Source organism: Enterobacter sp. BIDMC109 (assembly GCF_001037885.1).
Classification (GTDB): domain Bacteria; phylum Pseudomonadota; class Gammaproteobacteria; order Enterobacterales; family Enterobacteriaceae; genus Enterobacter; species Enterobacter hormaechei_C.
The window spans coordinates 2,301,384-2,326,493 of the sequence record NZ_KQ090002.1; the positions used below are offsets into that span (position 1 = coordinate 2,301,384).

22 protein-coding genes and 1 pseudogene are annotated in these 25,110 nt (G+C 54.6%); 10 read left to right on the top strand and 13 right to left on the bottom strand.

Going from position 1 to position 25,110, the window contains the following annotated elements; translation table 11 throughout:
- Positions 1-114: 114 nt before the first annotated feature.
- Positions 115-1,614 (bottom strand): aldehyde dehydrogenase family protein, encoded by a 1,500-nt coding sequence (locus SK62_RS10885; protein WP_017384522.1) that lies wholly within the window; start codon positions 1,612-1,614, stop codon positions 115-117.
- A gap of 241 nt (positions 1,615-1,855) precedes the next feature.
- Here SK62_RS10885 and feaR point away from each other — a divergent pair, with 241 nt between their 5' ends.
- Positions 1,856-2,764: a transcriptional regulator FeaR gene (feaR, locus tag SK62_RS10890; protein WP_032653456.1), complete on the top strand. Its 909-nt coding sequence runs from the start codon at positions 1,856-1,858 to the stop codon at positions 2,762-2,764.
- Here the strand turns inward: feaR and SK62_RS10895 are convergent, their stop codons facing one another.
- From SK62_RS10895 to SK62_RS10905, 3 genes and pseudogenes are all read right to left on the bottom strand, one after another.
- Entirely contained in the window at positions 2,765-3,082 is a 318-nt protein-coding gene (locus SK62_RS10895) for a YdbL family probable chaperone protein (protein ID WP_047719591.1), read from the bottom strand.
- A gap of 7 nt (positions 3,083-3,089) precedes the next feature.
- Positions 3,090-3,281, bottom strand: a complete 192-nt coding sequence (locus tag SK62_RS10900; RefSeq protein ID WP_003857369.1) for a YnbE family lipoprotein — start codon at positions 3,279-3,281, stop codon at positions 3,090-3,092.
- Positions 3,278-5,916, bottom strand: a pseudogene (locus SK62_RS10905) (YdbH family protein). The gene SK62_RS10900 and the pseudogene SK62_RS10905 overlap by 4 nt, the downstream one beginning before the upstream one ends.
- Before the next feature lie 210 nt (positions 5,917-6,126).
- On the opposite strand from SK62_RS10905, the gene SK62_RS10910 reads away from it, so the two are divergent.
- Entirely contained in the window at positions 6,127-7,116 is a 990-nt protein-coding gene (locus SK62_RS10910; RefSeq protein WP_017384525.1) for a 2-hydroxyacid dehydrogenase, read from the top strand.
- Positions 7,117-7,296: 180 nt separating this feature from the next.
- Here SK62_RS10910 and SK62_RS22250 read toward each other — a convergent pair whose 3' ends face one another.
- Positions 7,297-7,470 carry a GnsA/GnsB family addiction module toxin gene (locus SK62_RS22250; RefSeq protein WP_006808842.1) on the bottom strand — a complete coding sequence of 58 codons (174 nt, stop codon included), beginning with the start codon at positions 7,468-7,470 and terminating at the stop codon, positions 7,297-7,299.
- A gap of 305 nt (positions 7,471-7,775) precedes the next feature.
- Positions 7,776-8,054, bottom strand: coding sequence for a YdgH/BhsA/McbA family protein (locus SK62_RS10915; RefSeq protein ID WP_003857380.1), 279 nt, complete (start codon positions 8,052-8,054; stop codon positions 7,776-7,778).
- A gap of 227 nt (positions 8,055-8,281) precedes the next feature.
- Between SK62_RS10915 and SK62_RS10920 the strand changes: the two genes are divergently transcribed.
- On the top strand, positions 8,282-8,872 hold the full coding sequence (locus tag SK62_RS10920) for a DUF4142 domain-containing protein (RefSeq protein ID WP_017694065.1): 591 nt from the start codon (positions 8,282-8,284) through the stop codon (positions 8,870-8,872).
- Between the two features lie 74 nt (positions 8,873-8,946).
- Here SK62_RS10920 and SK62_RS10925 read toward each other — a convergent pair whose 3' ends face one another.
- Both SK62_RS10925 and SK62_RS10930 read right to left on the bottom strand, forming a co-directional pair.
- A complete protein-coding gene (locus SK62_RS10925) occupies positions 8,947-11,043 on the bottom strand; it encodes a pyrroloquinoline quinone-dependent dehydrogenase (RefSeq protein ID WP_045344786.1) in 2,097 nt (698 codons plus the stop codon).
- A 10-nt stretch (positions 11,044-11,053) separates the two neighbouring features.
- The gene (locus tag SK62_RS10930; protein WP_047719593.1) at positions 11,054-11,419 is read right to left on the bottom strand and encodes a hypothetical protein; all 366 of its coding nucleotides are present in this window, start codon (positions 11,417-11,419) and stop codon (positions 11,054-11,056) included.
- Between the two features lie 632 nt (positions 11,420-12,051).
- Between SK62_RS10930 and SK62_RS10935 the strand changes: the two genes are divergently transcribed.
- Both SK62_RS10935 and SK62_RS10940 read left to right on the top strand, forming a co-directional pair.
- Complete coding sequence (locus tag SK62_RS10935; RefSeq protein WP_080346152.1) at positions 12,052-13,314, top strand: amino acid permease; 1,263 nt, start codon at positions 12,052-12,054, stop codon at positions 13,312-13,314.
- Positions 13,315-13,401: 87 nt separating this feature from the next.
- Positions 13,402-13,641, top strand: a complete 240-nt coding sequence (locus SK62_RS10940) for a DinI family protein (RefSeq protein WP_003857390.1) — start codon at positions 13,402-13,404, stop codon at positions 13,639-13,641.
- A gap of 320 nt (positions 13,642-13,961) precedes the next feature.
- On the opposite strand, the gene SK62_RS10945 is transcribed toward SK62_RS10940, so the two are convergent.
- Together SK62_RS10945 and SK62_RS10950 are read right to left on the bottom strand one after the other, a co-directional pair.
- The gene (locus SK62_RS10945; RefSeq protein WP_033486758.1) at positions 13,962-14,708 is read right to left on the bottom strand and encodes a molybdate ABC transporter permease subunit; all 747 of its coding nucleotides are present in this window, start codon (positions 14,706-14,708) and stop codon (positions 13,962-13,964) included.
- A gap of 14 nt (positions 14,709-14,722) precedes the next feature.
- Positions 14,723-15,637: an extracellular solute-binding protein gene (locus SK62_RS10950; RefSeq protein ID WP_047056683.1), complete on the bottom strand. Its 915-nt coding sequence runs from the start codon at positions 15,635-15,637 to the stop codon at positions 14,723-14,725.
- Positions 15,638-15,962: 325 nt separating this feature from the next.
- On the opposite strand from SK62_RS10950, the gene SK62_RS10955 reads away from it, so the two are divergent.
- Positions 15,963-16,466, top strand: coding sequence for a DUF1543 domain-containing protein (locus SK62_RS10955; protein WP_023296544.1), 504 nt, complete (start codon positions 15,963-15,965; stop codon positions 16,464-16,466).
- 319 nt (positions 16,467-16,785) lie between these two features.
- Here SK62_RS10955 and fhuE read toward each other — a convergent pair whose 3' ends face one another.
- Positions 16,786-18,954: a ferric-rhodotorulic acid/ferric-coprogen receptor FhuE gene (gene fhuE / locus SK62_RS10960; RefSeq protein WP_047719595.1), complete on the bottom strand. Its 2,169-nt coding sequence runs from the start codon at positions 18,952-18,954 to the stop codon at positions 16,786-16,788.
- A 164-nt stretch (positions 18,955-19,118) separates the two neighbouring features.
- Here fhuE and SK62_RS10965 point away from each other — a divergent pair, with 164 nt between their 5' ends.
- Positions 19,119-20,177 carry a YncE family protein gene (locus SK62_RS10965; RefSeq protein WP_017694072.1) on the top strand — a complete coding sequence of 353 codons (1,059 nt, stop codon included), beginning with the start codon at positions 19,119-19,121 and terminating at the stop codon, positions 20,175-20,177.
- A 261-nt stretch (positions 20,178-20,438) separates the two neighbouring features.
- Here the strand turns inward: SK62_RS10965 and dcp are convergent, their stop codons facing one another.
- Complete coding sequence (gene dcp, locus SK62_RS10970; protein WP_040117595.1) at positions 20,439-22,472, bottom strand: peptidyl-dipeptidase Dcp; 2,034 nt, start codon at positions 22,470-22,472, stop codon at positions 20,439-20,441.
- Between the two features lie 143 nt (positions 22,473-22,615).
- Between dcp and ydfG the strand changes: the two genes are divergently transcribed.
- The gene (ydfG, locus tag SK62_RS10975; RefSeq protein ID WP_040117594.1) at positions 22,616-23,362 is read left to right on the top strand and encodes a bifunctional NADP-dependent 3-hydroxy acid dehydrogenase/3-hydroxypropionate dehydrogenase YdfG; all 747 of its coding nucleotides are present in this window, start codon (positions 22,616-22,618) and stop codon (positions 23,360-23,362) included.
- 90 nt (positions 23,363-23,452) lie between these two features.
- Positions 23,453-24,139: a GntR family transcriptional regulator gene (locus SK62_RS10980; RefSeq protein WP_003857403.1), complete on the top strand. Its 687-nt coding sequence runs from the start codon at positions 23,453-23,455 to the stop codon at positions 24,137-24,139.
- A gap of 35 nt (positions 24,140-24,174) precedes the next feature.
- On the opposite strand, the gene SK62_RS10985 is transcribed toward SK62_RS10980, so the two are convergent.
- The gene (locus SK62_RS10985) at positions 24,175-24,606 is read right to left on the bottom strand and encodes a universal stress protein (RefSeq protein ID WP_015570611.1); all 432 of its coding nucleotides are present in this window, start codon (positions 24,604-24,606) and stop codon (positions 24,175-24,177) included.
- 287 nt (positions 24,607-24,893) lie between these two features.
- Here SK62_RS10985 and ydfZ point away from each other — a divergent pair, with 287 nt between their 5' ends.
- Positions 24,894-25,097, top strand: a complete 204-nt coding sequence (gene ydfZ, locus SK62_RS10990) for a putative selenium delivery protein YdfZ (protein ID WP_003857405.1) — start codon at positions 24,894-24,896, stop codon at positions 25,095-25,097.
- The last annotated feature ends 13 nt before the right edge of the window (positions 25,098-25,110 follow it).

Genomic DNA, 25,110 nt, shown 5'->3' on the forward strand with positions numbered 1-25,110 from the left:
ATCGGTGGTCGCTGTAAGTTACGCCGGGTGGCGCTGCGCTTACCCGGCCTACAAAACCAACCTTTTCCTCGATCCCGTAGGCCGGGTAAGGCGTAGCCGCCACCCGGCGTTTTTTTAATACCGCACACACACCGACTTGGTTTCACACCAGCCGTCCAGCCAGTCGGGGCCGAAATCGCGCCCGGTGCCGGACTGCTTCATGCCGCCGAACGGCAGGTTGGCGTCTATCAGCGTGTGGCTGTTCACCCACACGGTTCCGGCCTGTAACCTGTCGGTATACGCCAGCGCTTTACTGATGTTCTGCGTCCAGACGCTGGCCGTTAAGCCATATTCAGTGTCATTCGCCAGCTGAAGCGCCTCTTCCCCATCGGCCACACGAACCAGGTTCACCACCGGCCCGAAGACCTCTTCACGCGTCAGCCGCAGATGATTATCCGGGTTGACCACCAGCGTTGGCGAAACGTAATAACCTTTGCCGTCTGGCCCCCGGTTCCCGGCGATCAGCTCCGCATTGTGCGCCTTCGCCTCATCCAGGAACGCCTGAACCTTATCGCAGTGGGCGCGCGACACCAGCGGGTTGATAAACGCCTCCGGCGACATGCCCGGCCCGACGCTGAGGGATTTCACGGCCTGTTCAAACCCACTGACCAGCGTGTCGAACAGCGGAGCCTCAATATAAATGCGCGAGCTGGCCGCGCAGACCTGCCCCTGGTTCAGGAAGCTGCCGGTCATCAGCCCTTCAATCACCCACGCCGGATCGGCATCTTTCAGCACGATGGCCGGGTTTTTGCCGCCCAGCTCCAGCGTCACACCCGTTAGCGTGTCCGCCGCCGCGCGGGCAATCTGCTTGCCCGTCGCCGTCGAACCGGTAAAGCTCACTTTGGCAATGCGCGGGTGCGAGGTCAGCGCCGCGCCACAGACGGCGCCACTGCCAGTCACCACGTTGAACACACCCTCCGGGATCCCCGCCTCGCTCGCCAGTTCCGCCACCCGTAACAGGGTGAGCGGCGTGGTTTCAGACGGTTTGATCACGATGGAGCAACCTGCCGCCAGCGCGGGCATCACTTTCCACATGCCAATCATCAGCGGGAAGTTCCACGGCACAATCCCCGCCACGACTCCCACCGGCTCTTTACGCGTCCACGCCTGATAACGCGCGCCCTGCGGCAGTGGAATCGAGAGATCGAGGGTTTTACCGGCAATTTTGGTGGTCAGCCCTGCCGTGTAGCGCATCCAGTTCAGGGTGCAGCCCACCTCGAAGGCGCGGGAAATGTTAATCGATTTCCCCTGCTCCAGGGTTTCGAGCTGTGCCAGCTCTTCGCCATGCTGTTCCACCAGATCCGCAAACCGCAGCAGGATGCGTTCCCGCTCTGCCGGCAGCCGTCCGGCCCAGCTTCGGGCGACAAAGGCGCGCCAGCCAGACATCACCGCACGATCGACATCATCGACGCTGGCATCGGCGGTAGAGGCAATAACCTCTCCGGTCGCCGGGTTGTAGACGTTCAGACGCTTTTCGCTATCGGATGCCGCCTGACGCCCTTCGATCCACAGGCCGTGCTGGCGATCTAAAAACTGCTGCACGCCCGGCAGGATGGCGACATGTGATTCGGACATAGAATACTCCTTCGTTATGCTTCGCAGGGTGTGTATGCAGTCTAAGAGGGGATTCGCATTCCTGCTTTTGTCTGTGTGACATTCGCTTTGCCAGCTGTGACAGGGTCCGCAAATCGTGATAATTCCCGCTTATATCGCTGTAACCGTTGAGTGTTCTTTCCTATAGTCAGCCTCGTAGCCCTGACAAAATGCAACATAAATGCAACAATGCGAAAACAGTGACGGTGCAGCGAGAACATCAATGGCGTGTGCAAGCGAACAGGACAATTTTCAGCAGTGGCTGGCGCAAATTAACCAGGTTTGTGGGCGCTTTGCGGCACGTCCGTTAGAGGGGGCGTTTCTCGGCGAGCTGGAAACCAGCTACACCCAAAGTCTGAAGCTGAGCACGGTGACCGCCGCAGGCGTTAACCTGTTTCGCACCCGTCAGGAGATCAAAAACGGCAACGACGCCTGGTTCTACACCGTGTTTCAGCTGGAAGGCAGCGCCGGAATCGAACAGGACGACCAGCGCGCGATGCTGAAAGCCGGGGATATCACGCTGATTGACGCCTCCCGCCCGTGCTCCATTTACTGGCAGGAGCGTTCCCGCCAGATTTCGCTCCTGCTCCCGCGACAAATCATTGAGCAACACGCGCGTTTTCAGGAAGTGAGGTGCGCGCTGCCCCTCTCCCGCAATCTGCCTACCGTACAGCTGAGCTACCGACTGCTACAGGAGAGCATGGGCAATGCCGATCTCAGCGCCAGTGAAAGCGAAGCGGCGCTTGAGGCGATGGTGTGTCTGCTGCGTCCGGCCTTCCAGCAGCGTGACGAGGTGCTGCCGCGCAAGGAGCGTCAGTTCCGCCACGTTCTGTCCCTGATTGATGATCATATTCAGTCGGAGGCGTTAAGACCGGAGTGGATAGCTTCAGAGAGCGGCATGTCCGTGCGTAGCTTGTACCGCATGTTTGCCGGGAAAGGGCTGGTGGTAGCGCAGTATATTAAGAACCGTCGCCTCGATTTATGCGCTCAGGCGCTGCGTTCCATCAGCGATGACGAAAAGCTGGCGGGGATTGGCTACAGCTGGGGTTTCACCGACCATAGCCATTTTTCCACCGCCTTTAAGCAGCGTTTCGGGGTTTCGCCGGGCGAATACCGCAGGCGTTATCGCTAGCTATTTTTTCAGCCACTTGCCGTTAATTCCCATCACGTACTCACCCGGCTGCGCGCGGGCCACCAGCTTTTGTCCCGCCATTTTCGCCACCTCGTCGACGGGTAAATTATTACTGTCAGCCAGCTGCTGGTAACTTTCCGTGCGTGCGGCGTTGATACGGTTCACCAGCGCCAGGGTTTCAGCGTCGTGCTGAACGGGCGCAAGATAGCCGCTCAGGGTTTCCCCTACGCGCCCCTGGGCACGCGCATCGTTGAGCGTAAGCGTGGCGGCGTGAACGTTCATCCCCAGCGCCAGTAAGATCAGAGCTAATCGTTTCATGACATCCTCAGAACAGATCGCTGCGGGATTTCAGCAGGGCTTCAACGTCTTTATCCACCTTGATATGGATTTCATGCTCGATTTTCACGTTCATGTTGATGGTGATCGGCTCTTTGGGCGCCGCCACTTCAATGCGCGGCGTGCAGCCTGACAGCAGCGCGACGACGGCCACGGTGAGTACACCAGCCCTCTTTTTCATTGTTGTTCCTCACTTTCCTTGCCTGTCGAACCGCGGAGAAGGGGTATCGCCGCATGTTGCTCAAACCATGTTTGCAGATTGTCCCCAAAGCGCAGGCTGCGCCAGAGGGTAAAAATGTTCTCTTCATGGGTGTAATTCAGGTTTACGAAACTGCTTTTGCCCTCGACGCGGCTGGTGCCTTTAATGGCCGCCTGCATGGTTAACACACCCAGATTATCCACATTGAGTTTTGTCCACGACTGCGAAATTTCCATATAGCGGAGCCAGTTGATCGCCGCCCCGGCAACCATGTTGTCTTTCACAATGGCATCCGCCGTGTCCTGGTCGATGCGCAGCGTCATCGGCCCCGGGTTGGTCAGCCAGCCATCTTTAATGATCCATTTTTCATTGTCCAGCCAGAACGGCAGCGCGCCGCTCACCGGGCCGGACATGGCAAACTGCTTCGGATTCACCGCGCTTATCAGTTCGCTGGAGGAAATATTATCCACGCGCAGTAAAGCCGGATCATGCTGCGGCATTCTCAACTGCTGCATGGTGATTTTCCCGCCGAGCGCTTCCACCTTCACGTTGGTGAGCAGGAGCGGGTTCGCTTCGGTCCAGGGATAATCGCCCTGGAGATCCGCGGTGATATTTCGGGCTGTGACCAGGTTTTTCACCTCGTCGATTCGTAACGTTACCGGCCCGCGCGTGCCCAGCGACCAGGTACCCTGGCTTAAGCGGAACGGCAGAACAAAATCCACGCCGTTGATTTCGTTATCCGGCATCCACGCGCTGCCCGCTTTCAGCACCCCGTGCCCCCGGCCTCAAACCCCTGATCGGGCGCCGCAGAGAAAGCCACCTGCGCGTACATTTCGCCGCCGCGCAGGGTCATTTTCCAGTCTGGCGGGATCAGCGGCTGAAACACCGTAAGAGACTGTTTTGGCCACCAGGCCTGACCGCGAAGGCGTTCGCCGTCCCAGCGTCCATTCACCTGGACCGGGCCGATGTCGTCCGCGTGCAGGTTCCCTTTAAACTGGAACACCGTCGGGTCTGTCCCGTCAACGCTGAAGGTCAAAACGGACGGCGGCAGCACGCTTCCGCCTGAAAAGCTTGTTTGCCCGGCGTTAAGCGCGAGCGCGCCGCTAAAGGTGGGGTTATCCGGGTCCCGCGACCAGCGCACCGGGTGATCCAGCACCAGGCGCGGCTTGCTGACCAGCATCGTACCGTACTGCAATTTGTCGAACCCCGTGGAAAGATCGGTCAGTTCGATAACGTTGTCGCGCCACTCCCCGGTTCCCCGGACATCCCAGCGCGCGTTCATCGGCGTGAAGTTCCCTTTACCCCAGTAGCGCCACTGCCACAAACCGTTGTCCGGTAAAAAGTCGTTAGCCTGGCCGTCCAGATGCAGCTCAAAATCGCCCATTTCGTTTTCATGCGCCCGCAGAATGGCTTGCAGGCGGCCGTCCACGCCCTTCTGCGTGAGCTTCACGCCCGCCAGCGGCCAGCGGATCTCATCGATATCCAGCGAGTCGATGATGCGCCCGCGCGAGCGCAATAAAGCGCCGGGTTCAAACGTAAGCTGCGGATCGTAAAGGCTGCCGGTCAGCATCGCCGGGAGCCTGGCATACAGGATCAGATCGTTTTGCTTGGCTTCCCCGCTCAGGTGCAGCGGCATAGCGCTGTTATCCATACTGAGCGAGCCGGGACCGATATTCAGCACCGCGTTGCCCTTACCCGCATCCCCCTGGGTCAGCACGTTGAGCCGCCCCGTGAAGGTGGCTTTCTCCAGCCCCTGCTGCCAGTTATCCACTTTCAGTCCGACGCGTCCGCTCATTGGCACGCCGGAGGCTAACCAGTTCCAGCGTCCGTCGCTGATGGTCAACTGCTGAGCGGTGATCTGCCACGGTAAATCGAGCAGCGGATCGGGGTTGTCCCGCGCCATGACCACCAGCTGGCCCTGATTGTCCTCCCAGTCCAGATCGGCATCGACCAGCGAGGATAACTGTGGCACGTTAAAGGTCGCGACCGTATGCCCTTTCACCGGCACGCCGTCCGGCACCAGCGGCAGGGTAAATTCACCGACCAGCTTCACGGGCTGCGGCTGATCCGGCAGTTGCACATCGAACTGGCTGATGGAGAGGGTCTGGCCGCGCAACTGCCCCTTAATGCTCACCTGCTTGCCGTTATAGGTGATGTCCTGGCGGGCTGGCGTCAGTGAGGCATGCAGCTCACCCTCCCACTGCTGCCAGGGAGAAAGGGTAAAGCGATGGATGGTCAGCCAGGTGTTGGGCAGGATGGCCTGCCACTGCGCCAGCGTTTTCGGCGCCACCGTAGATGGCGCCGATTGCGGTAATTTGCTCAGGCAGACAGAGTTAAGTTCAAGTGCGCCAATATCCAGATCCCAGCGGCTGGGGTGTGACAGAGTCACGTTTTCCACGCGGGCAATTTCACACTCTTCTACCAGATAGCGGAGATCGGGGATGATCAGGGCGTGACGCGTGAGCCGTGGGCTTTTTTCAAACGCGATGCGCGTTCCAACGGGGAGCCAGATCCCGGCGAGCGTGGGTACCCACTGGGCGAGCGTCATCAGCAGCGTCAGCGGCACAAGAAATAGCAGCAGTAATAGCGCAATTGCGGCTTTGTATTTACCCTTCATGGGCAGTTAATATCCTGATTTTGCGAAAAAAATAAGCCGTTCTTGCCGCTCATTGTCGCATGTTTAGCCAGTCAGTTGAAGGTAATGCCATTTTTAAGAGTAGATGCTCTACAATAATTCATAGAACTTATTGATTTCAATGAATTTTGAAAAATTGTAAGATAATTTTAAACATGCTAACGTGGTTCCAAAATCACTGGAGAAAGTCTTATGAAACTCGCGGTATATAGCACAAAGCAGTACGACAAAAAGTATCTGCAACATGTTAACGAGACGTACGGTTTCGATCTTGAATTTTTCGACTTTCTGCTAACTGAAAAGACGGCTAAAACCGCCCACGGCTGCGAAGGCGTGTGTATCTTCGTTAACGACGACGGTAGCCGACCGGTGCTGGAAGAGTTGAAAAAACAGGGCGTGAAATACATTGCCCTGCGCTGCGCGGGCTTTAACAACGTCGATCTCGATGCCGCCAAAGAGCTGGGTCTGAAGGTCGTTCGCGTCCCGGCCTATTCTCCGGAAGCCGTGGCAGAACATGCGGTCGGGATGATGATGTCGCTCAACCGTCGTATTCACCGTGCCTATCAGCGAACCCGTGATGCTAACTTCTCTCTGGAAGGGCTGACCGGCTTTACCATGTACGGTAAAACCGCAGGCGTCATCGGTACCGGCAAAATTGGCGTGGCCGCCCTTCGCATCCTGAAAGGATTTGGCATGCGCCTGCTGGCGTTTGATCCGTACCCAAGCGCCGCTGCGCTGGAGCTGGGCGTGGAGTATGTCGATTTGAAAACGCTCTTCTCGCAGTCTGACGTTATCTCCCTGCACTGTCCGCTGACCCCGGAGAACTATCATCTGCTTAACCAGTCGGCGTTCGATCAGATGAAAGACGGCGTGATGATCATCAATACCAGCCGCGGCGGGCTGATCGACTCTCAGGCGGCTATCGAAGCGTTGAAAACGCAAAAAATCGGCGCGTTGGGTATGGATGTGTACGAGAACGAACGCGATCTGTTCTTTGAGGATAAATCTAATGACGTGATCCAGGACGACGTGTTCCGTCGCCTGTCTGCCTGTCACAACGTGTTGTTCACCGGACACCAGGCGTTCCTGACCGCCGAAGCGCTGATCAGCATTTCGGAAACCACGCTGGGGAATTTGCGTCAACTCGAAAAGGGCGAAGCGTGCCCGAACGCGATAGTGTAAGCCTGGTAAGCCGGGTGGCGGCTACACCCTGCCCGGCCTGCGGATTGCGTTAATTGTAGGCCCGGTAAGCGCAGCGTCACCGGGCTTTTTGGGCTTCAATCCTGCCACGCGCAGGATAGTCCTGGCTGACGTTTGCCGCTCTGCTTTATCCAGTGACCCGAAAACAGGTAATATTTTTGATTAAATAAGTTTGATTTTTACCTCATATCCCTCGAGGCCTGTCATGGCTTCACGAGCGATAAACTCAATTTCAGACACTTCCTGCCCTGTTTTTTTACGTAACTCTGAAATTTTTTTGGTTATAAGCGCTGAAATTTCTTCTTCTGCCTTTTGCGTCAGTGCGTCAACGTTCATGTTTACCTCTTGCAACCGTTTACTGTTTCCATTCTCCAGCAGGCGACAGCTAACGATTAACTGCCTTTCACCATAACTGTATGTAAAGAGTAGACTATCTGTGTAACGTATGCAGCCGTCGCATTTAAATATGCATTTAGATTGCATTATTTGAACAAGGTGTTATTGTCCCAAAGCCTTAGAGCAAAAAATAGATAAATATAAGAAAAGCTTTGACTCACACTCGCCCCGCATCAGGGGCATTTTTTTGGCTGTCTGTAAGCAAAAAACCCGCCAGAAGCGGGTTTTTGTGTTATTTGAGAAAATTATTTAAAGACTTCTGCGACGGCCTGGAAGTTAGGGCCATGCTCGCGGGCAGCAATGATGACGTAGTATTTCCCGCCCTTCTCGTCTGCCAGTTTTGAGAGTTTTTGATGAAGATCTGAAGGTGAAGAAATTTGTCCACCTGAAGCCCCTACAGATACATTACCAAGATATTCAAGCTTGAAGTGGTGCGCTTCATCCTTGGAAATCATATCTGCCGCAGACGCGCCGAAGCTTGCTACTGTTAAAGCCAATACACTCCCTAATAGTGCTTTTTTCATATCATTCCTCCTGTTGATGAATCTATATATTTAACATTAGCAGCAAATATGTAAATGATCCGTATCAATATTGTAGAAGGATTGAGCATCACGACCAGCCATTACTGACCTGAACAGCGGGTACAGCAGGTTCATCTACTATACTGACCTGTGCAGTCGTCATTTATCTGCCGGTTGCGCCTGAAGCAACCGAAACTTACCTGTACCATGACCATCAGGAGAACAATATGCACACGAGTAAAACCCTGAAAAGGCTGCTAGCCGTATCAGCAGTTGCAGCAATGTTCAGCACCGTTGGCGTACAAGCCCAGACAACCAGTGCCGCGCAAACTCAAACTGCGGGCCAGGCTCAACCGGACGCCAGACTCAGCTCCGGCGACGAGAAAGCATTGAAGGACATGGCGCAGGCCAATATCAACGAAGTTGCCGCCGCCAGGCTCGCCCTCGACAAGGCCCAAACCAGTGAAGTGAAAACATTCGCCCAGAAAATGGTCGACGATCACGGCGCCGCGCTGACCAAAGTCAAGACCGTTGCCCAGAAAAAGGGCGTGGAGCTGCCGACCGAACCAGACGCCGCGCATAAAGCCCTGAACTCAAGGCTGGAAAACCAGCGCGGTGACGCTTTTGACAAAATGTATATGGAATATGCTGGCGTGAAGGACCACGAGAAGGTGCTGTCGAAGCTTAAGAGCGACGCCAGTAAAATCGACGATCCGGATGTGAAGGCTCTGGCCAACGAGCACACTCCGGTCGTTGAGCAGCATCTGAAGTCCGCCGAGCAGATGTCAACGCGTGCTGGCGCATCAGCCGATAAATAACGCGTCGGTAAAACGACTACTGCAAAATAAAGTGGGGCCCGCAGGCCCCACGCTTATTTCCCCTTCCTGCTGAATTATTCCGGCAAGGCGTAGACCACCACCTGATCGCCCACCTGATCCTTCAGGATCGTATTCCCGCCTGCCACGAAGGCCACATACTGGCGACCTTTATATTCATAGACGGACGGGTTCGCTACCGCCGGAGCTTCGGCCTGATCGGACCACAGCTCTTCACCGCTCTCTACCGAGTAGGCACGCACTTTGGCATCCATTGAAGCACCGATGAAGATCACGCCGCCCGCCGTCACTGCCGGACCACCAATGGTAGGCGAACCCCAGCTTTCCGGCATGAAGAAGCCATACTGCTGGGAGGCGCCAACCGGACGACGCCATTTCACATCGCCCGTGTGCATGTCCAGCGCCACGATTTCACCAAACGGCGGTTGCCAGCACGGCATGCCCAGCCAGTTGCTCGCCACCAGCAGACGCATACCGTACGGGGCGCCTTCCTGTGGGGCAAAGCCGCTTTCGTTGCCGGAGTCTTTGTCTGCGTTATCGTAATCCTCACGGCTGTACAGCTTCACGTACTGGACGATATGTGAGGTGTTGACGATAGCGATCTGTTTTTGCGGATCGAACGCCACCCCACCCCACTGGACGCCGCCGGCGCTATCGGGATAGGTGAGCGTGCCTTCGCCTTTGGTGGTTGGCGGGGTATACATTCCCTCATAGGTCAGGTTATCCCACAGGCGGGAGCACTGGCCGCCACCGACGATATCCGCCAGCTTCCAGATTTCCGGTTTTTTCGACTGGTCGAGCAGCGGCGCGGGTTTGGTCGGGAATGGCTGCGTGGGCGAGAGAACTTCACCCTGAACCGACCCATCACCCTGCGGAACCGGACGTTCTTCGATTGGCCATACGTCCTCCCCCGTCAGGCGGTTAACCACAAACAGGAAACCCTGCTTGGTGGCCTGCACCAGCGCCGGGATCTGCTTGCCGTCTACGGTGATGTCCATCAGCGTCGGGGCGGAGTTGATATCGTAATCCCAGACGTCGTGGTGTACCCACTGACGGGACCAGACCACTTTACCGGTGTTGATGTCCAGGGCGGTGGTCGAGGTGCCAAGCGGAATAGCGTCCACGCGGTTGCCGCCCCAATAGTTGGGAGACGGCGATGAGACCGGGAGATAGACCAGCCCGTTGGCCTCATCGGCGGACATGTGCGTCCAGACGTTGGCAGTACCGGTACGCTTGCGGATCTCTGCCGGGATCGCCTCAAAGGTCCACTCAAGCTTACCGGTCTGGGCGTTGACTGAAAATACGGTGCCCGGAGGGGCTTCGGCATAGGCCCAGTCCTTCCCGGCCCAGCCCACCAGCAGATGGTTGCCGACAACGGTTGGCGGTTGCAGGACAGAGAGCGGATACTTCGCGTTAACGGTATTCCACTGGTTCAGATCCAGCACGCCGTTGTTCGCAAAGCCGCTGCACGGTTTGCCTGAATCGGCGTCCAGCGCAAAGAGCTTGCCGTCAACGGTGCCCATATAGACCATCTTCTGGCATGCCTCACCTGTCACCGGATTTTTGGCCTGCCAGTAGGAAACGCCGCGATTTTTCAGCACCGGCTGGGTCAGCGCCTTGCGCGACGATTTGGTGTCATAGTGCCACTTCTCTTTACCCGTCCCCGGATCCAGCGCAATCAGGCGATCGAATGGCGTGCCGATGTAGAGCGTATCGTTGGCGAAAATGGGCGTTGCGGACCAGACGGTAGCTGGCGTATCGCCTTTACCGTCCGAGACGTCGCCGGTATGGAACTCCCAGACTTTCGTTAATTTCCCGACGTTATCCGCCGTAATTTGGGTCAGGGGACTGTATTTCTGCGCGTTAAGCTGGCCGTGGAAGCTGTCCCAGGTGGCGGTGCCGGGCACCAGCGGCGTCGCTGGCTGGCTGGCCGAGGCGACTTTCTTTCCATCACCGCTGCCGGTTGAGGCATCGTCGGTGGTTTTTGTGGTTCCGGGCGCCTGCTGATCGGCCGCATCAATGTTCAGTGATTCCTTTGTCCCCTGAGAGGCTTCAGCGGCCTTATCCTGCGCCTGTAGCGCGAGCGGAGCGACCAGCAGCGCCAGCGCCGTCATGCTGACTTTTATGAAGGGATAATGCTTATCGTTGTGCACGGGCGGCTCCTCAGCTTCTGACGGGATGGTTGTAACGAGCGGAATGGCTGCTCAGCATAATCAGACCAATCAGGCCGACCACCATGACTGCCGTTATGATGTACTGGTGCAGCAGCGCGGCGGCGAAAGCAATACCCGCCAACACCATCAGGGTGACAATAATCAGAAAAACGCGCGCCCCGCGACGCGATGCCGCACGTAACATAAAGGTCAGTATCGCCAGCACTACGCTGGCAATGACCACGCCCAGTGCGCCAATGGTGCCAGTGACGCCGGTAAGCGGCGTCCACCAGGCGTATAGCGCCACCGCGAAGGCTATTATCGCGGTCAGCAGCAGCAAAATGCTGCCGACCCGCGAGGATTGAGAATGCAACATACCAGGAAACCCCCTCTAAAATGCAAAATTGACCATTATTCAGGCGTTTTCGTGAATATATACCCCTGCTGCCCGCCGCTATTAAGGGAACGCGACGTGTGGAGCGGCGGCATATTTCACTAAACGTAACTGAGTATAGAAGAGGATTTTCTTATGGGGCGTTTAATAGCAGGCATACGACGTCCTTAACCCCTTCGCCACCATAAAGAGAGCGTTATGTTACAAGACGGTTCGAAAGCTACGAGCGGGTTACGCGATTGTCTACATTCTGTTTTTTAATTTCAGGCATAAAGGGATAATTTCACGCCCAATAAAATAATTAAATAAGCCCCCCTTCAATATGATGGCGCCTTATGGTACTTAATAAAACAGGGTGTTTATTCTTTAATTAACAGACGTGCAGGCAGGGAAAGTCAGTCGTTATTCGTTCGTTAATTTAACAAATCCCTTTCTTAATTAACCGCCTGTTAAAGCATCGTCAAAGAATAACGATAGTTATTGCAGGCATACACATAAGGTTTTCGGTATGCAACATCAAACCCCTCCCACCCGTGACGTAATGGCGCAGCGACGACTACAGACAGATAAAAACTAAATAAGTCGTCGCCCCTCTAACAACGCGGTAAAATATGATGAATAAAGCCACAACTCTCTCAGCTAATATTACAACACGCTCTAACTGGCACTGGCAGGATAATATCTGGACGCTGGGCCTTTATGGTACAGCCGTCGGAGCGGGAACACTGTTCCTTCCCGTGGAAATCGGCACCCGTGGTCCGGTTATTTTTCTGGTTATGCTCCTGCTGGGGCTGCCGTTATCCCTGATCCCCCATTTACTCCTTTGTCGTGTATATATGCGTGAAGAGAAGACTGAAAACGGCACGTTGCCGATCTTCGGCTCCTTCTTCAGCGGAAGGGGTGAAAAGCTGATCACCCTGTTCTATTGTGTGACCTTCTTCCCGGTAACCCTGGTTTACGGGGTGGCGCTGATTAATGCGCTGAGTAATTTACTGGTGGAGCATCTGCATATTACCGCCCTCAGCCGTGGGCCATTGTCGTTTATCGTGGTTGCTGCGCTGTATGTGGTGCTTAGCAAGGGCCGGGACAGAGTCGTGGCCATTATGAGCGCACTGGCGCTGCCGTTCGCGGCATCTGTACTGCTGATCGCCGTATCACTTATCCCGGGATGGCATCTGTCTAACCTGACCGATACGGCCGCTGAAATGAACGCCACGCCGCTGCCGGTAACGCTGAAAAATATCTGGCTGACGCTGCCGCTTATTACCTTCTCGTTTTGCTGTGCGCCTATGGTCTCCCCGCTGAGCTCTTACTACCGGGAGAGGAAAGCGGAGGGTGAGAAAAAGGCACTGTTCGTGATCCGTATCGCCTACTTAGCTATCTTCGCCAGTATCCTCTTTTTCGTGCTGAGCTGCGTGCTGGGGATCCCCCATGACAACTTTGTGCGAGCGAAGGCGGAAAACCTGAATGTGCTGTCGGTGATGAAGGGAAACGGTGATTTCAGCCTGATTTACCACTTTGCCCCGCTCATCGCTATCATCGGTATGACGAAATCCTTCCTCGGCGTAGGTCTGTCGGTCGCACAAACGTTTGGTCAGCTGGCTGCCAGCGTATCCGGCAAAAAGGCCAACGCCAGCAAGCGGCTGGCCTCTCTGGCGCTGTTCCTGCTGACCTATGGCATTGTTTATGCCAATCCGGATGTGCTCAGCCTGATTGAAATGTTCTGCGGACCACTGATCGCGGTGATTCTGTTCCTTATCCCGGCGTACCTCATATACACCCGCCCCTCGCTGGCAGAGCTTCGCGGCGTGACGGTGTTTTTGGTTGTTCTGGGCGGGCTGGCAACGCTGTCTGCATTGCTCTGGACAATGCTTTAGTCTGAACGCCGTTTGACTGTACCCATATACAGTAGTATTTTACGTTCAGGCTGAATCACATGCGTAATATCCATAAGGTAAACAATCATGTTTGTGGAACTGGTTTATGACAAGCGAAACGTACAGGGGCTGGAGGGAGCCAGGGAAATCATTCTGGCTGAACTGACAAAACGCGTGCACCGGATTTTTCCTGATGCCAGCGTGACGGTTAAGCCAATGCAAGCGAACGGCCTGAACAGCGACGCCAGCAAAAGCGACCGTGAAAAGCTCAACCGCATGCTTGAGGAGATGTTCGAAGAGTCGGACATGTGGTTAATACAAGAGTAACCGGGCGCAAAGCCCGGTTCTGGCTTCGGGAGACAAAGAGCATACAACGTTAACTTTTCGTAATTTCTTCCGCTATCGCGACGTACCGATTTACGCCTCCATGGTTCCCCCAGCATAATCCCACCGATCCGATTGTAAGACATATCCAGCGCGCGCCACATTTTCTTCCTGCCCTGCACTTTCAGTCTGACTGACTGGAGGTTTCTGTGTGTGGCCTTTTGTGAAGAATCCGGTTTGGGGTTATTCGAGGTAGCCCGCTGAAATGGAAACGTGAGCAAGCTCATCCGCTATGAACGAGGAACGGACGATCTAAGGGGTGTTCATTTCCTGGCCATTCGTTTGCCAAGAGCAAAGCAGACCATTGGCAGGGGAAGCGTCACTACCAGCAGCATCCATAGCAAAGTATATACTGTGTCCACCCCGTCATTTTGCAGATTGGTATACAGCTTTACCGGTATACCCTGCGGGAAATAAGCAAAGATCATCACGATCCCGAACTCGCCTACCGCGCGAACCCAGGCGAGTGTTACGGCAGAAGCCAGCCCAGGCAATGCCAGGGGTAATGTAAGAAAACGAAAGCGGTTCCAGGGAGAAGCTCCCAACGTTTGTCCCGCTTCAAGAATATTTTTGGGAACAGTGGCAAACGCCGAACGCGACACCACGATAAAATAAGGCAAAGCGCCGTAAACCTGAGCCAGCACAAACGCCGCCGGATTATTTACCAGCGTAGCTCCCAACAGTGAAAGCCAGCGGCCAATCACGCCATAAGGCCCGAAAGCCGAAACCAGCAAAATCCCCATTGCCAGCGGTGGCGTCAGCAGTGGGATCATCACCAGCAGTTCACCGATCAATCGTTTTCGACCCGTGGCTTGTGACAGCCACCATGCCACCGGCATGCCAATAAGAATGATAATTCCGAGTGCCAGCACACCCAGTCCCATAGAGACGACAATGGCGCTGTCGTCGCGCCAGGCCAGCTTCAGATGATGCCAGGGCGTGACGCTAATCAGCGTGATAAAGGGGATACTTAACAGCAGGATAGCGGGCAGAGATAACCACCCCGCCACCCAGCCCGGTTTTCTTAGCGGGCGTATAAGCTGTCTCCTTTAGGTTCGGCGTAGCCAAACGCTTTGAACAATTTCTGCCCCTCGGCGCTTTGCATGAACGATACGAACTTTTGTCCCTGTTCTACACCATTCGGCGCGTTTTTCAGCACTGCCGCATAGAACACCATTGGTTGAGTGTGCAGGATTTGATCCTGGCCTTTGCTGTCTTTAATGGTAAAACTGACAGTGTCATACCACTGTTTCGTCATCGCCGGGTTGCTGAGGTTTATTTCATCCGGCAGCGCGACATACGGCAAATGCGCTGAGCGAACTTCACTCTCGTATCCCGCTGCTGCATCCACCTGACCGCTTTCCAGACGCGCCAGCAGCCCTCCTTCCTGATGAGTCTGCTGTGGGTTTTGCAGCGAGCCTAAAATTTTATCGGTGATGCCCGGCATGTTGTAATACTTTTCCGCCAGCATCAGGCTAAACACAATATTCTGGCCTTTTGGGTCGACATAAGGATCGGTGCGGCCAAATAAGACATCTTTCTGCGTCAGCAGAGTCAGCCACGAGCCGTCTTTCTTTCTGTTGGCCTGTTCAAACTGCGCTGCATATTTACCTTCAGGACTGTAAGCGACCACCATGCTGGTACTGGCGACAGGGACCGCCTCATCTATCAGCCCGGCGTCTTTGAGAATTTGCATCGGCCCCGGGGTGATGGAGACAAACACATCGGCCTCAATTTTGTGGCTTGCAAGCAGGCGTGCCATCCCGTATGCACCCTGGCCCTGCCCCTGATAGCCGTCGTTATTTGCTCTGGAAAAAGCCGGACCTAACCCCTGGTCCATTACTTTGCCCATGGAACCGGCATAAGTCACCCTGATATCCTTTGCCAGCGCCATGGATGGCATTTGCAGCAGCGCAACCGCCACCAGCACAACCTGCATTCGTTTCCTGGCCATAAACACCCTCTCGTTATATATTCTTTTATATATCGAATTTTCCAGAAAAATCACCGCAATGACAACCTCCTCAAGCGCGCCGTTGATGCAAGGTTGAATAAAAGGAAATCGGTCTGGGTGGTGCATGGTCGACTTAGTCAGATGTTGTCATCCAATTGTGGGCAATTGTTCATGAAACATGCTGCGTAAACTCCTCGTGGCTTTGCGTAGAAGAATCTTGAACTCATTGTCATCAATGTCTTTTGCACAGTTGTAGCCCAACTCGCTATATAGTTAAATATATAGCGATTAAATAACTTCTGAGGGTTGTATGAATTTGTATATGTTTTATGTCGGCGGAAATGCCGGTAAATCCAATATTGAGGTCCACGACATCCAGTTTGTGGCGGCACGTAAGCCCAATGATGCCTGGCCTGCACTGCGTGAAGCATGGTTTGGTGATAGTGATAAAATTCATATAGACGGCTATAGCCGTATCACGTGGGCCGACGGATACTCTGTCACGCTTTCCCCGGAGCCGCCCCAGTCTACGAAGAGATTATTTTTCGTCAATGCGGGTGGTTACAGGCCGGATACGCTTGCAGAACTGCACGAATATGATCTGTTCGTCGCCGAAAATGCCCGGCAGGCTAAGGAGAAAGCATTACTAACGCTACTTTGCGGTGTCGATCAACAACATAAGGATAATTTAAAAGAGGTTGATGATTGCCTGTTGCTTGAAAAGGTTGGAGGGTTGTTTATTCATCTGACACCCTGCGATACAGGGCACCGCGATCTTCCAGAGTGGCAGGGATATCTACCGATAGGCGCATGAAACTGCATAAAGAGACGCATCGCTTCAGGATGAAACAGGTCCCCTTTTAGTATTGCTCAGGATGCCCCTCGAGTCTGAGGGCGTCCTGTTCATTGAATATTTACGCTTTTGCGTCTGGCTGTTTTACTGCATATCCAACATACGTCTTCTTTAACTGATCCAATGTTTCCGGCACCAGGCTCGTCCCCCGTTCAAACCGGCACATTATTCGTTACCAGGATGGCAATGGCATGGCGGCCATCGCCGTGTCGTTGCCGCTGGTGGGGCTGAAGCGCATTTCGGAACAGGTGATGGCCAGGATAGCGATAAGCTGATTAGATCAGAATGTGTAACTCATGCTTACCGAGACGCTACGCGGTTCGCCATAGACGGCAGAGTCATCAAGGTATGAGTAGTATTCGCGGTCGAACAGGTTACGAACGTTTGCCTGCACCGCCAGCTGTTTCGTCAGCTGATACTGCGCGAACAAGTCGACGAGCGGATAGCTGCCCTGATAGAGGCGCTGCGTCTCGCCGTCCGGACCAGTGACATCTTTGTACACCTGATTCTGCCAGTTCACGCCGCCGCCTAGGGTCAGATCCGGAAGCGCCGGGACGCGGTAACGGCTGAACAGCTTAAGCTGCGTCTGCGGCGCGAAGCTGTTGAAGCGGCCATCTGAATCACGGGCAACATAGCGGGTCGCGCTGAAGGTAAGCTGTAGATTGTCGGTAACGGCACCGTTCACCTCAAATTCCGCCCCTTTGCTCACTGCGCCTTTGGTTGCCTGATAAGCTTGTTCGCTGGATCCATTAACGAATACCCCGCTGATTTCCTCCCCCGCGTTCTCCTGTTCTATGCGGAATACGGCAACGTTGGTGGTCAGTCGACCGTCCATCCAGTCTGCCTTCAGGCCGGTTTCATAATTTTTACCGGTGACGGGAGAGAGCCATGCACCCTCTTTCGTGCGTTTGGTTTGCGGGGCAAAAATTGAGGTATAGCTGGCGTAAGCGGAAAGGCTGTCGTTGATGTCATACACCAGCCCGCCGTAAGGGGTTGTGTTGTATTTACGCATATCGCCGCTGCTGCCATCTGAGCTGTACTGGGTATAACGTGCGCCAACGATTAGCGACAACGGATCCGCCAGCGACAGGCGTGCCGCCGTATACGCCGATTTTTGCCGCACGATATCATCCGCATTTTGATACCAGTCGCCCCACTCCGGCTCGGCCACGCTGCCGTCCCAGCTGTTGTTGAAGATGCCAATCTGAGCACTGTCCATTGGCCCGTCTTTGCTGAAGGTAGCATTGTGCTGTCGGCTATAGTTGGCTCCGGCCATCAGCTGATGTTGACGCCCGAGAAGTTCAAAAGGCCCGCTGGCGTAGGCATCAAAGGCGTCCAGAGTGCGCTTGCCGCGATCCTTACTACCCCAGCCTGATGCGCCTTCTCCGGTGGTGGCGTCCGGATTGCCCATCACATAAAGCAGGGTATCATTGAACGTTTGCTCGCCGTGGGTTCCATTGAAACGCACCGACCAGCCGTTATCCCAGTTGTGGGTGAGGTTAGCAAAAACTTTACGCGACTCAACGGAGTATCCCGTCCAGTCTGCCGAGGTATTGACGTTGCGATCGTAATGGGTACGGCTGCCGTTACTGTACAGGCTGGGTAATCCGCCCCAGGTCGGGTTGGCTGTGTTTGTTTGCTGATAGTCCCAGCCCAGCGAGGCCGTCGTGTGTTCCGTTACATCGCCTTCAATGACGCCATAGAGAAATTTCTTGCGCTTGCCATATCTGTCAAGCCAGCTGTCCTGATCCTGATAACCTGCCACGACGCGCCCACGCAGGCTGCCGTCGGAATTGAGGGGCGCGGAGATGTCGCCCACATAACGCTGTTTGTTCCAGCTTCCGTAACTTGCGCTGACGTTGCCCCTGAAGGTTTTACTGTCGGCACGTTTACGCACCATGTTCACCGTTGCTCCCGGATCGCCAGCGCCGGTCATCAGGCCGTTTGCGCCACGCACAATCTCTATACGATCATAAATGGCAGTATCTTCCTGCGCATCGCCAAAGTTCCACGCGTCGCCCATTGATGTGGGGATCTCATCGTAGGCGAAATTGGTGATTTCAAAGCCGCGGGAAAAGTAGCTGGAACGCTCGCTATCAACCTGCTGCGACGAAACGCCGGTGGCATTGGTAAGTACCTGGTCAATGGTTTGCAGGTCTTGATCCTGCATACGCTGGCGCGTCACGACGCTGACTGACTGGGGGATATCGCGCGGGGTCAGCAGCATTTTGGTGCCTGAACGCGTGGTTTTTACCGCATAATCCTGCTGCGAGTCGGCGCTCCCGTTCCCGTCACCGTAGACAACCATCTCTTGTTCTTGCGTATTTTCATCCGCCTGTGCCGGGTGCATGACGGCGGACATTGCCAGCGCAAGCAGTGAAAGTGAGAAGGAAGCAGGAATTAACCCTGCGGGCGCTTTCGCGCGATTAGCCCTGCCTTTAAAAATCATCATGTTACCTGTCTGTTGTTGTCGTTATGTGCAAATCATTCATCCAAATAAGAATGGAAATGATAATTATTTGCTTTATTATGCACAGGTAATTTTGTAAGTTAAATGTAAATAAATGTATATTTATCAAAATCAGCGCGGCTCGCGCATGACAGGAACAAAAAATGAACACATTCCATTGGCTAAAAGGAAAGACATGGGGCTTAAGCATTCTTACCGCGGCGTTAACCCTGAGCGCAACGGCGTCAGCAGCCCTCCCGGGTTCGGCTGAGCTCAAGCAGCGCGAACTCGCTGACGGTCTGTATGAGATGGTTTACTCCCCAACGGCAAACGCGTTGTACGTTGCGAGCGCACAGAGTTTCAAAAACGTCAACGGCGGGGTGCTCTATAAACTGGATCCCACAACGCTTGCCACGCAAGGTGAAACCCACACCGACCTGAAAAACTTCGGCATGGCAGCGGACGATAATGGCAAGGTCTACTACACCACCAACACCCTTGATGGCGGGGTATCGAAAGTGGACGTGCAAAGCGGCAAGGTGCTACAGCGCCTGATGTTTGAAGGCAAAGACAAGGATGGCGACCCGGTTGGTGCGCGTGAAATCCTCTTCCACAAGGGACAACTGTTTATCGGCGGCGTTGCCGACCCTGGGTTTATCTCCGTGGTTGATGCCAACACCATGACGCTAAAAGCCCGAATCGAAAATGCCGGGAAATGGGTGACGGGGATTATTTATTCGCCGCTGACAGACCGCCTTTATGCCGCCAATGGCGGCGGTGAAATTCTGGTGATTAACCCGGAGACGTATAAAATCGAACAGCGCTGGACGCCGGGAGATAAAAAAGCGTATTTGTTCCTGAATATGGCAGAAGATCCGGCCACCGGGCGCCTGTTCGTGACTGATGATTCAAAAGCCAAAACCACACTGGTATTTGATGAGCGCAGCGGGAAAGTTATCAAGCGTCTTAAAGGCGATGCGCTGGGAATTAAGTTTAACGCTGAGCGCAACGAAATTTTCATCACTCAGCGCGAATCCAGGAAGGTGTTGCAGCTTGACGCCGGGAGCTATGCTGTGAAAAACAGCTGGACGTTCACCAGCCATCCCAACAGTCTTCTGGTAACACCGGACGGTAAAACGTTATACGTAACCGTGAAGCAGGACTTCAATGACGACAACACGACGAAAGGCCCGGATAGTGTGGTTCGTATTTCATTAAATTAAACAATATACAGCCATCCTGTGAGGGATGGCTGACTTATAAACGTGGACGCTGAAGCAGTATCTTTAGTCCGGCCAACGGATAAAGTCGGGTTAAAGCGCCAGATGTTCTAAAGTCGCGGGGATCCTTACTGGGTAAAAGTAAAGGTGTAGCTACGTGAAGCTGGCCCCTATCCTCCTGCAAATTTCGCAGAATTAAGGATTCATTTTGGGAAAGAAAAAACCGGGCCTCGCGCCCGGTTCTGTTCCCACACTAAAAAAGCCTTACGCACTCAATCCGCGATTCTCCAGCATCGGTTCGATCTTCGGATCGTGCCCGCGCCAGTTCCGGTAAAGTTCAGCTAAATCAGTGCTGTTGCCGCGGGACAAAATCGCCTCGCGGAATTTCTGTCCGTTCACGCGCGTCAAACCGCCCTGCTCGACAAACCACTGATATCCATCGTCCGCCAGCATCTGCGTCCAGAGATAGGCGTAATAGCCCGCCGCGTAGCCGCCGCCGAAGATGTGGGCGAAATAGCTGCTGCGATAGCGCGGCGGTACGGCTGGAAGATCCAACCCCTCTTTTTTCAACGCGGCGGCTTCAAAGGCTTCCACGTCTTCAACGGGCTCCTGAATGCCGTGCCAGTTCATATCCAGCAGCGCGGCGCTCAATAGCTCCGTCATGTCATAACCCTTATTAAACTGGGTCGCATTGAGCATTTTTTCCCGCAGCGCATCCGGCATCGGTTCGCCGGTTTGATAGTGACGAGCAAAGTGCGCAAACACCTGCGGATGGCTGGCCCAGTGTTCATTGATTTGCGAAGGAAATTCAACGAAATCACGTGGCGTGTTGGTGCCTGAAAGCGTGGCATAGCGCTGGCTGGCAAACAGGCCATGCAGGGTATGGCCAAACTCGTGGAACAGGGTAATCACATCATCCCAGGAGATTAGCGCGGTCTGCCCGTTCGCCGGTTTTTGATAGTTGCAGACGTTATAAATCACCGGACGCGCGGCAAACTCGTAAGACTGCTCAACAAAATTCCCCATCCACGCGCCGCCCGCTTTGGAATCACGCGCGAAAAAGTCGCCGTAGAACAGCGCCATGCCTTCACCCGTGTGGTCGAAAATCTCCCACACGCGAACATCCGGGTGGTAAACCGGAATATCGAAACGCTCGACAAAGCGGATACCGAACAGCTGCGTGGCGGTCCAGAATACGCCATCTTCCAGCACGGTATTGAGCGCGAAATAGGGTTTGATTTGCGACTCATCCAGCGCGTATTTCGCTGAGCGCACGCGTTCGGCATAAAACGCCCAGTCCCAGGCCTGTACCGTAAAACCACCCTGCTCGTCGTCGATGACCTTCTGAATATCCGCCTGCTCCAGCGCGGCCCTGCCGCGTGCCGCAGGAACTATCCCGCGCATGAATTCGAGCGCGGCTTCCGGCGTTTTCGCCATCTGATCGGCAATGCTCCAGCTCGCATAGTTGTCAAAGCCGAGCAGCTGCGCCTGTCTTGCCCGCAACGCGGTAAGCCGACGGATCAGCTCGCGCGTATCGTTTTCGTCGCCTTTCTGAGTGCGTTCCCAGCCCGCGCTGAACAACTTTTTACGGGTCTCGCGCAACGACAGCGCCGCCAGCGCGGGCTGTTGCGTGGTATTCAAAAGCGGGATCAGCCAGCGATCCGTCAGCCCTTTTTCTGCGGCAGCGTGAGCCGCGGCAGCCACCTCCTCCGCACTGAGCCCGTCAAGCTGGTGAACATTGTCCACCACCAGCCCTCCCGCCTTGTTCGCCGCCAGCAGGCGCTGGTTGAACTGGCTGGTCAGGGTGGCGGCTTCGGTATTCAGGGCTTTCAGCTCGGCTTTTTCATCGGCGTTCAGACGCGCGCCCGCAAGAACAAAGTGCTGATACATCTCCTCCGTCAGTCGTCGGGATTCGGCATCCAGCGCCTCGCGATCCTGCCAGACGGCTTCCACGCGGGCGAAAAGCGTATCGTTTAGCCAGATATCGTTCGCCAGCCCGGCCAGTTCGGTGGAGAACTGCTCGTCCAGTGCCTGAAGATCATCGTTGGTGTGTGCGGACGTCATGGCGAAGAACACGCTGCTCACGCGCGACAGCATGGCCCCGCTCTTTTCCAGCGCCAGCACGGTATTGTCGAAGTCCGGCGCGGCGCGCTGCGCGATAATCGCGTCAATGTCTGCACGCTTCAGGCGCATTGCTTCATCAAATGCCGGACGATAATGGCTGTCGTTAATCGCATCAAAACGTGGCGCCTGATAAGGCAACAGGCTAATTTCAAAAAAAGGATTGTTGACCGACATCGTTTACTCCTGAGCACGGTATTTCTCCCCAGAGTAGGCCAGCCTGCGCTAGCCTGCAATGGCGTCATACAAATGTTGCCTTAACGACGTGCCGGAGAGCGTGCTATGTTAGTACAACACAAAAAGCGTTGAGGAACAGTGAGATGATTATTTTAGTTACCGGGGCGACAGCGGGTTTTGGTGAAAGCATCACGCGTCGCTTCGTCGCCAACGGACACAAAGTGATTGCAACAGGGCGTCGTCAGGAGCGTTTGCAGGAGCTAAAAGACGAGCTGGGTGACAGCATTCTGACCGCACAGCTGGACGTGCGCAACCGCGCCGCCATTGAAGAGATGATTGCCAACCTGCCTGCCGAATGGCGTGAAATTGACGTGCTGGTCAATAACGCTGGCCTGGCACTGGGCATGGAGCCTGCCCACAAAGCCAGCGTGGAAGACTGGGAAAACATGATCGACACCAACAACAAAGGGCTGGTGTACATGACCCGCGCCGTGCTGCCGGGCATGGTTGAACGTAACCGTGGCCATATCATTAACATCGGTTCCACCGCCGGAAGCTGGCCTTACGCGGGCGGCAACGTCTATGGCGCGACCAAAGCCTTTGTCCGCCAGTTCAGCCTGAACCTGCGCACCGACCTGCACGGAACCGCGATCCGCGTGACCGATGTTGAACCGGGTCTGGTAGGCGGAACTGAATTCTCCAACGTGCGTTTCAAAGGCGACGACGCGAAAGCGGATAAAACCTATGAAAACGCGAATGCGCTGACGCCGGAAGATATCACCGAAACCGTCTGGTGGGTCGCGAATCTGCCGAAGCATGTCAACATCAATACGGTTGAGATGATGCCCGTCAGCCAGTCCTATGCCGGACTCAGCGTGCATCGCGGTTAATTTACCCCACCCGGCCTGCGGGCCGGGTATGTGATGGCAGGGAAAAGAATGGTAGTATGTTCAGGTTAACTCTCTGAGAAATCACAACCCATGGCCGCTGAATCGCAACTTAATCCTACCCAGCCCGTTAATCAGCAAATATATCGCATCTTACGCCGTGATATTGTCCGCTGCCTGATCCCACCGGGAACGCCACTCTCAGAAAAAGAGGTTTCGGTACGTTTTGACGTTTCCCGTCAGCCCGTACGTGAGGCGTTTATTAAGCTCGCAGAAAACGGCCTTATTCAGATCCGCCCTCAGCGCGGCAGCTACGTAAATAAAATTTCGCTTTCGCAGGTACGGAATGGCTGTTTTGTTCGCCAGGCCATCGAGTGCGCCGTGGTGCGTCGCGCCGCGTCGCTCATCAACGATAACCAGTGCTACCTGCTGGAGCAAAACCTGCATCAGCAACGAATCGCCATCGACCGCAAACAGTTAAACGACTTTTTCCAGCTGGACGACGAGTTCCACCAGAAACTGGCGCAGATCGCCGAGTGCCAGCTCGCGTGGGATACCGTCGAAAACATCAAAGCTACCATCGACCGCGTGCGCTACATGAGCCTCGACCATGTTTCTCCGCCAGAGATGTTGCTGCGCCAGCATCATGATATTTTCAGCGCGCTGGAAAAACGCGACGTGGAAGCCGTAGATAAAGCGATGACGCTTCACCTTCAGGAAATTAGTGAGTCAGTTCAGTTAATTCGCCAGGAAAACCGCGAGTGGTTCAGCGAAGAATAAAACCTTGCCGCCCCCTTACGGTTGCGGCGAAGTAATTAGCGGACCACTAATACCGGAATAGTGGCGTAGCGCAGAATAGTTTCAGCATTTGAACCCAGCAGATGGGTTGTAATGCTCGGATTTTTTGATCCGATAACAATGACATCATATTTCCCCTCTTTGCTGAGCTTGATGATTTCATCGCGTACGTTGCCGAAGCGAACTTCACAGTCAATATTGTCCGGGGACATATCAAAGAGCCGTTTCAGCGCCTTCATCTTCTTATCAGACTCGGCGGTCATATACTCTTCGAACTTCTTAATATCGGCATTGAACCCCCGCAGTAACGAACGGCTGCTGTTAGGGAGAATGTTGACCAGGGTGATCGTCGCGCCTTCCGCCTTCGCGAGGTTGACCGCGTGGCGTACCGCTTTATCGCTCAAATCCATTTCAAACACATCAACAGGCATCAAAATTTTCTTATACATAAGCCTGACTCCTTTTCCGATGAAGGGTTATTTTCTGCCTCCAGAATGACATTGTGGATATAAACAAAGCCTAAACTCTTGCACCCGGAAACTATCAATTAAGGAAAATAACTGTCCGCTTTGTAAAGTGGTGTCCTGAACCGTCAACGCCTGCATGAAATAAGAAAAAAGTGTGAGCTTGATCAAAAGCAAATAATTTCGTTAAAGAGAGGCGTATTAATAGTGCCCCGTGAACGGCAGCCGTTGAATTAGCGCCGTAACGGATAAGTACGAGAGGAGAAAATACCATGATGACATACGACCGTAACCGAAATGCAATCACCACTGGCAGCCGCGTCATGATTAGCGGCACAGGCCAGTTCGGCGTGATTAAAGCGATCCACAGCGACGGCCTTAATGCCGAGCAGGTGCGTCGTGGTAAAACGGTTGAAGTCGAAGGATGCGAAGGTAAGTTCGAACCGATTGAGCTGATTCGCCTGGGGATGCACTAAGCTGCGCCCCGAC

What these genes read in the sequence shown, in the direction of transcription:
- fhuE (WP_047719595.1), bottom strand. Translation starts at nt 18,954, where the DNA reads ATGATTTTTAAAGGCAGGGCTAATCGCGCGAAAGCGCCCGCAGGGTTA.
- ydfZ (WP_003857405.1), top strand. Translation starts at nt 24,894, where the DNA reads ATGATGACATACGACCGTAACCGAAATGCAATCACCACTGGCAGCCGC.
- SK62_RS10885 (WP_017384522.1), bottom strand. Translation starts at nt 1,614, where the DNA reads ATGTCCGAATCACATGTCGCCATCCTGCCGGGCGTGCAGCAGTTTTTA.
- feaR (WP_032653456.1), top strand. Translation starts at nt 1,856, where the DNA reads ATGGCGTGTGCAAGCGAACAGGACAATTTTCAGCAGTGGCTGGCGCAA.
- SK62_RS10940 (WP_003857390.1), top strand. Translation starts at nt 13,402, where the DNA reads ATGTTTGTGGAACTGGTTTATGACAAGCGAAACGTACAGGGGCTGGAG.
- SK62_RS10980 (WP_003857403.1), top strand. Translation starts at nt 23,453, where the DNA reads ATGGCCGCTGAATCGCAACTTAATCCTACCCAGCCCGTTAATCAGCAA.
- ydfG (WP_040117594.1), top strand. Translation starts at nt 22,616, where the DNA reads ATGATTATTTTAGTTACCGGGGCGACAGCGGGTTTTGGTGAAAGCATC.
- SK62_RS10985 (WP_015570611.1), bottom strand. Translation starts at nt 24,606, where the DNA reads ATGTATAAGAAAATTTTGATGCCTGTTGATGTGTTTGAAATGGATTTG.
- SK62_RS10955 (WP_023296544.1), top strand. Translation starts at nt 15,963, where the DNA reads ATGAATTTGTATATGTTTTATGTCGGCGGAAATGCCGGTAAATCCAAT.
- SK62_RS10900 (WP_003857369.1), bottom strand. Translation starts at nt 3,281, where the DNA reads ATGAAAAAGAGGGCTGGTGTACTCACCGTGGCCGTCGTCGCGCTGCTG.
- SK62_RS10910 (WP_017384525.1), top strand. Translation starts at nt 6,127, where the DNA reads ATGAAACTCGCGGTATATAGCACAAAGCAGTACGACAAAAAGTATCTG.
- SK62_RS10930 (WP_047719593.1), bottom strand. Translation starts at nt 11,419, where the DNA reads ATGTTGCATTCTCAATCCTCGCGGGTCGGCAGCATTTTGCTGCTGCTG.
- SK62_RS10935 (WP_080346152.1), top strand. Translation starts at nt 12,052, where the DNA reads ATGAATAAAGCCACAACTCTCTCAGCTAATATTACAACACGCTCTAAC.
- SK62_RS22250 (WP_006808842.1), bottom strand. Translation starts at nt 7,470, where the DNA reads ATGAACGTTGACGCACTGACGCAAAAGGCAGAAGAAGAAATTTCAGCG.
- SK62_RS10915 (WP_003857380.1), bottom strand. Translation starts at nt 8,054, where the DNA reads ATGAAAAAAGCACTATTAGGGAGTGTATTGGCTTTAACAGTAGCAAGC.
- dcp (WP_040117595.1), bottom strand. Translation starts at nt 22,472, where the DNA reads ATGTCGGTCAACAATCCTTTTTTTGAAATTAGCCTGTTGCCTTATCAG.
- SK62_RS10920 (WP_017694065.1), top strand. Translation starts at nt 8,282, where the DNA reads ATGCACACGAGTAAAACCCTGAAAAGGCTGCTAGCCGTATCAGCAGTT.
- SK62_RS10895 (WP_047719591.1), bottom strand. Translation starts at nt 3,082, where the DNA reads ATGAAACGATTAGCTCTGATCTTACTGGCGCTGGGGATGAACGTTCAC.
- SK62_RS10965 (WP_017694072.1), top strand. Translation starts at nt 19,119, where the DNA reads ATGAACACATTCCATTGGCTAAAAGGAAAGACATGGGGCTTAAGCATT.
- SK62_RS10950 (WP_047056683.1), bottom strand. Translation starts at nt 15,637, where the DNA reads ATGCAGGTTGTGCTGGTGGCGGTTGCGCTGCTGCAAATGCCATCCATG.